This is a genomic window from Emticicia sp., from assembly GCF_049241225.1.
GTDB lineage: Bacteria > Bacteroidota > Bacteroidia > Cytophagales > Spirosomataceae > Emticicia.
In genome coordinates this window covers 10,325-15,616 of the sequence record NZ_JBMLRC010000270.1, presented here as the reverse complement: position 1 = coordinate 15,616, position 5,292 = coordinate 10,325, and the positions used below count along the sequence as shown (strand labels likewise).

Below are 5,292 nucleotides of genomic sequence, written 5' to 3'. Positions count from 1 at the left end.
CGTCCAAGTGGACTCATCCAAAGCGGAAGGCTTACTTGCTCTTCAAACACCAAAAAGAATAGCAAGAGAATATTTAGACTTAATAATAGGTATGATGAAATTTTATAAAAACGGGTCATTTAGTTCTGAGTTCTGAATTCTGAATTCTGAGTCTTTTACCCATCAAACAGAATAGTAAACATAATAATCACTCATTGATAATTTCTTACGCCATTAGTCCAGAAATTACATTTCCTGCCACATCGGTTAGGCGGTATCTTCGACCTAAATGTTTGTAGGTAAGTTGTTCATGATTCAAGCCCATTAAGTGCATAACTGTTGCATGAAAATCGTGAATATGCACAGGGTCACGCACGATGTTGTAGCCAAATTCATCAGTTTCTCCATAAACGATGCCAGGTTTTACGCCTCCGCCTGCCATCCAAATACTGTATGCTCTTGGGTGGTGGTCACGACCATAGTTATCTTTCGTGAATGTTCCTTGACAATAGTTTGTTCGACCAAACTCTCCGCCCCAAATCACCAAAGTTTCGTCCAGAAGTCCACGTTGTTTGAGGTCGGTAATCAAAGCTGCCGAAGCACGGTCAACGTCTTGGGCTTGCAGTGGCATTTCGTTGGGAAGGTTTCCGTGCTGGTCCCAACCTTGGTGATACAACTGCACAAATCTTACGCCTGATTCTGATAGTTTTCGAGCCAAAAGAGCATTAGCTGCATAAGTGCCTGGTACTAAACACTCGGGGCCATACATTTTTATGATATGGTCGGGTTCTTTCGATAAATCGGTGAGTTCTGGCACGGCCGTTTGCATTCTGTACGCCATTTCGTATTGCTGCACTTTGGCTTGTACTTCGGGGTCGCCGTTTTCTTCAAAACCTAAATGATTAAGCTCGGCCAGCTTATCCAACATTCTTCTTCGGGCAATTTTATCAGTGCCTTCGGGGTCATTGAGATACAAAATTGGGTCTTCGCCACTGCTAAAAACTACGCCTTGATGCGTAGAGTCTAAAAATCCATTCGTCCAAAGTTTTGAATAAACTCCTTGCCCATTTCCACGACCACGAGAAAGCAAAACGCAAAATGCAGGAAGGTTTTTGTTTTCGCTACCCAAGCCATAACTCGCCCACGCTCCCATACTCGGGCGATTGCCCACTTGAGCCCCCGTTTGCAAGAAAGTGAGTGCAGGGTCATGATTAATGGCATCGGTATTCATGGTTTTGATGATGCAAAGGTCATCAACAATTTTGGCCATATTCGGAAACAAATCGCTCACCCACGCACCTGACTGACCGTATTGCTTGAAATCAAAAAACGAACCCATCAACGGAAACTTTGTCTGATTAGAAGTCATTCCCGTGAGTCGCTGCCCATTTCGGATTGACTCGGGTAAATCTTGACCCATCATTTTGGTAAGCGTAGGCTTATAATCAAAGGTTTCGAGCTGAGAGGGAGCCCCATTCTGAAACAAATAAATCACTCGCTTGGCTTTTGGGGCAAAATGCGGCAAACCCAAAGGCAATTGGTCGAGGTTTTCTTCGCCTTTAAATAAATTAGGCATCAGCAATGAGCCTAAACCCAAAGTACCGATTCCAGCAGCAGCCTTACCCAAAAAGTGACGGCGGGTAATGTTTAGTTTATGATTGAAGAATTCGTTTTGCATATAAATTCAATGAGTGAATGATAGAATGATAGATTGAGCGAATGAATGAGGAAATAATAAATTCTTAATTCCTCATCGCTCGGGCGACCCCGTCTTAATTACGTTTCACCCCCTAACAATCGCCTCTTCCATATTAAAAATCATTTGGATAGTTTGCATGAGAGCGGCGGTTGCATTTTTGTCTTTTACTTCTTTGCGTTTATATTCGCCAATGCTGAGCATTTTATCGGTTTTCTTGGCATTTTTAGCAAAAAACTCCTTTTCTGATTCAAAATATTGCTTCAAAATATCCAATTCTTTGGCTTTTGGTTTTCGACAAATGATACGTCGGAATGCCTTTTCGAGTTTAGTTTCCAACGGAATATTTTCCGACATCAGATTTTCGGCCAAAACCCTTGAGCCTTCCATTGTTTGTGGGTCATTCATCATTACGAGTGCTTGCAGTGGTGTGTTGGTTCGGCTGCGTTGCACTTCGCATTGGTCACGGTTGCTGGCATCAAAAATGAGCATTGATGGTGGCGGAACGGTTCGCTTAATAAACACATACATTCCTCGGCGATAAAGGTCAGATTCGTGGTCTTGTACATACCTTGCCAAAGTTCCACGCCCCGAAGTTGCCACTTCCCAAAGTCCTTTGGGTTGATAAGGTTTCACACTTGGGCCACCAATTTCTTCGTTCAGCACACCGCTACTTGCCAGTACGTGGTCACGCACGTTTTCGGCAGGGAAACGCATACGAGTTGAACGAGCCAAAAAGATATTTTCGGGGTCGGTTTTTAAGTGTTTTTCGGTAATTATTGAAGATTGTCGATAAGTGGCCGACATCACGATTTGTTTTACCAAACGCTTTATATTCCAACCGTTTTCTCTGAAATCTACCGCCAGCCAATCGAGCAATTCGGGGTGTGAAGGTAACTCTCCTTGCATTCCAAAATCACCGAGAGTTTTTACAATTCCTCGACCGAAAAACGAAGCCCAAAGGCGATTGACATAAACCCTTGCCGTCAGTGGGTTTCGGGCATCGAGCATCCATTTTGCCAAGCCAAGTCGGTTTTTCTCTAATTTATTGGTATCGAATGGCATGATTGCTTTCGGAATTCCGACTCCAACCATTTCTCCATGCGAATCATAATTTCCACGATTCAGGATATAAGTCGGGCGAACTTTCGAGCTATCTTTCATGACCATCACCATGACCTTTGCCGTATCTTTTTTATTGATAAATTTCAAGATAGAATTTACGTCTTCGGTCGTAATTTTCATGTTGGGAGGGTCGGCAAACGAAGCATCAATCGTTCCGAAAAGCCCCTTTTCTGGCACTTGATTAAAGAAAGCGAAGGTTCGATAATAATCTTTCTGCGAAATCGGGTCGTATTTATGGTCATGGCAGTGGGCACACTCGAAAGTGAGAGCCAAGAAAGATTTTCCGAAAGTATTGGTGCGGTCGGTCACGTATTCGATGCGGTATTCTTCATCAATTACGCCCCCTTCTTGCGTAATTTTATGATTTCGGTTGAAACCAGTTGCCAACAACATTTCTTTGCTCGGATTCGGCAATAAATCGCCTGCCAACTGCCAAGTCAGGAATTTGCTATACGGATAATTTGAATTGAACGCATGAATCACCCAATCTCGCCACGGCCACATCGTGCGTAGCCCATCATCTTGATAACCGTGCGAATCGGCATAACGAGCCACATCGAGCCACGAAATGGCCATTTTTTCGCCATAATGCTTGTTTTTCAGTAATTCATCCACAATTTTCTCGTAAGCATTAGGTGAATTATCTTTCAAAAAACGCTCTTGCATTTCGATGCTTGGAGGCAAGCCAATGAGGTCGAAACTTACACGTTTTAGTAGGCGTTCTTTGTCGGCTTCTTCGTTGGGTTTCAAGCCTTTTTCGTCCATTTTAGCATAAACGAAATTATCAATTTCATTTTTCACCCAATCTTCGTCGGCTTCGGGCAATTTTGGTTTTTGAGGTGCAATAAACGCCCAATGAGGCTTGTATTTTGCTCCCTGCTTTATCCATTTGGCAATCAGTTCGATTTCGTGTTGGGTCAGTTTTAAGTTTGATGAAGGTGGTGGCATCAAAACGGCAGTATCTTTCGCAATGATTCGCTGATAAACCTCCGATTGCTCCAAACTTCCCGCCACAATCGCATGAGCTTTTGGGTTATCTTTTAATGCAGCATACGCACCTTCGGGGGTGTCGAGGCGTAAACCAGCTTCTTGTTTACTGACATCAGGCCCGTGGCATTTGAAACAACGGTCAGAAAGAATCGGGCGGATATGGAAATTGTAGTCAACCTCGTCGGGAATTGCAGCGGTTTCTGCGGCAGACGAAGAAGTACAATTCCACACAATTGTTGCTAAACTTACGCTTGTAAGCAACAAAAGTAAAAAAGTTTTAGCCTTAAAAACTACACTTTTCATCGGTTAGTAAATCGGGTTATACGAATAGATTGTTGAAGATATTTTTTGTTAACTGACTATGAAAATCAATTATTAAAAAAATTTAATAAAGATAATAATTAAAAATACAAAACCATCAATTCTACAAAAAAAACTTAAAATTCTTATAATTATACAATTTATAGTTCCCCACGAAATAGGCAATCAAATAAAAAACTACCTCAAAAGCCCCATTTAATATTAACTTTGTCTTGAAAAGTCTACTTTTAAGTAAATTATCGCAGAATGAACCTCCAGCAATTAGAATACATAGTAGCCGTTGACAAACACCGCCATTTTCAGCGGGCGGCCGATGAATGTTGCGTTACGCAGGCAACCCTGAGTATGATGATAAAAAAACTCGAAGAAGAATTGGAGGTAATTCTTTTCGATAGAAGCAAACAGCCCGTTGTACCAACCGAAACAGGCAAAGGAATTATCACACAAGCGAAGGTCATTCTGAAAGAAACTTCTTACCTAAAACAACTTGCCAATGACACCAAAGCTGAAGTTAAAGGACAAATCAGAATCGGCATTATTCCTACGCTTGCACCTTATCTGTTGCCCTTGTTTTTATATAATTTATTGAAAAATAACCCACAACTAAAAGTAAAAGTTAGCGAATTAAATACTAATCAGATTGTAGAACAACTCGAAAACGACCATCTTGATGTAGGTATTTTGGCAACTCCGATAAACATTGAGGGCATAAAAGAATACCCGCTATTCTATGAAAAATTGGTAGTTTTTGTATCAGATAAAGAAACTACGCTCAAGAAAAAGTTTATTTTGCCCGAAGAAATTGATGTCAATCGGCTTTGGTTGTTGGAAGAAGGGCATTGTCTGCGTTCGCAAATGATGAATTTATGCGAGTTGCGTAAGAAAAACACCGATTTTAGTAATCTTGAATATGAAGCAGGAAGTATAGAATCGCTACTAAAAATCGTGGAAATGAATAACGGAATTACGGTTGTACCAGAGTTGGCGGTGATTAATTTCAGCGAAAAGCAAAAAAAACAGATACGAGAGTTTAAAGCTCCCGTACCTGTGCGTGAAATAAGCTTGGTTACGTACCGCCATTTTGTAAAAACAAAACTGCTCGAAGTATTGGCCGAAGAAATAAAAACTGGCGTTGAGGCTTTTATTCCGCAGCAAAATGGCAAGCAGTTTGTGGTGGAGAT

General features: G+C 41.5%; 3 protein-coding genes. 1 reads left to right on the top strand and 2 read right to left on the bottom strand.

Annotated features, from left to right (window positions below; translation table 11 throughout):
- Positions 1 to 205: 205 nt before the first annotated feature.
- Complete coding sequence (locus ACOVO2_RS14500; RefSeq protein ID WP_421770670.1) at positions 206 to 1,657, bottom strand: DUF1501 domain-containing protein; 1,452 nt, start codon at positions 1,655 to 1,657, stop codon at positions 206 to 208.
- Between the two features lie 105 nt (positions 1,658 to 1,762).
- Positions 1,763 to 4,093: a PSD1 and planctomycete cytochrome C domain-containing protein gene (locus ACOVO2_RS14495; protein WP_421770669.1), complete on the bottom strand. Its 2,331-nt coding sequence runs from the start codon at positions 4,091 to 4,093 to the stop codon at positions 1,763 to 1,765.
- A gap of 264 nt (positions 4,094 to 4,357) precedes the next feature.
- On the opposite strand from ACOVO2_RS14495, the gene ACOVO2_RS14490 reads away from it, so the two are divergent.
- Positions 4,358 to 5,292: LysR substrate-binding domain-containing protein (locus tag ACOVO2_RS14490; protein ID WP_421770668.1), on the top strand; the 935-nt coding region annotated here is incomplete at its 3' end.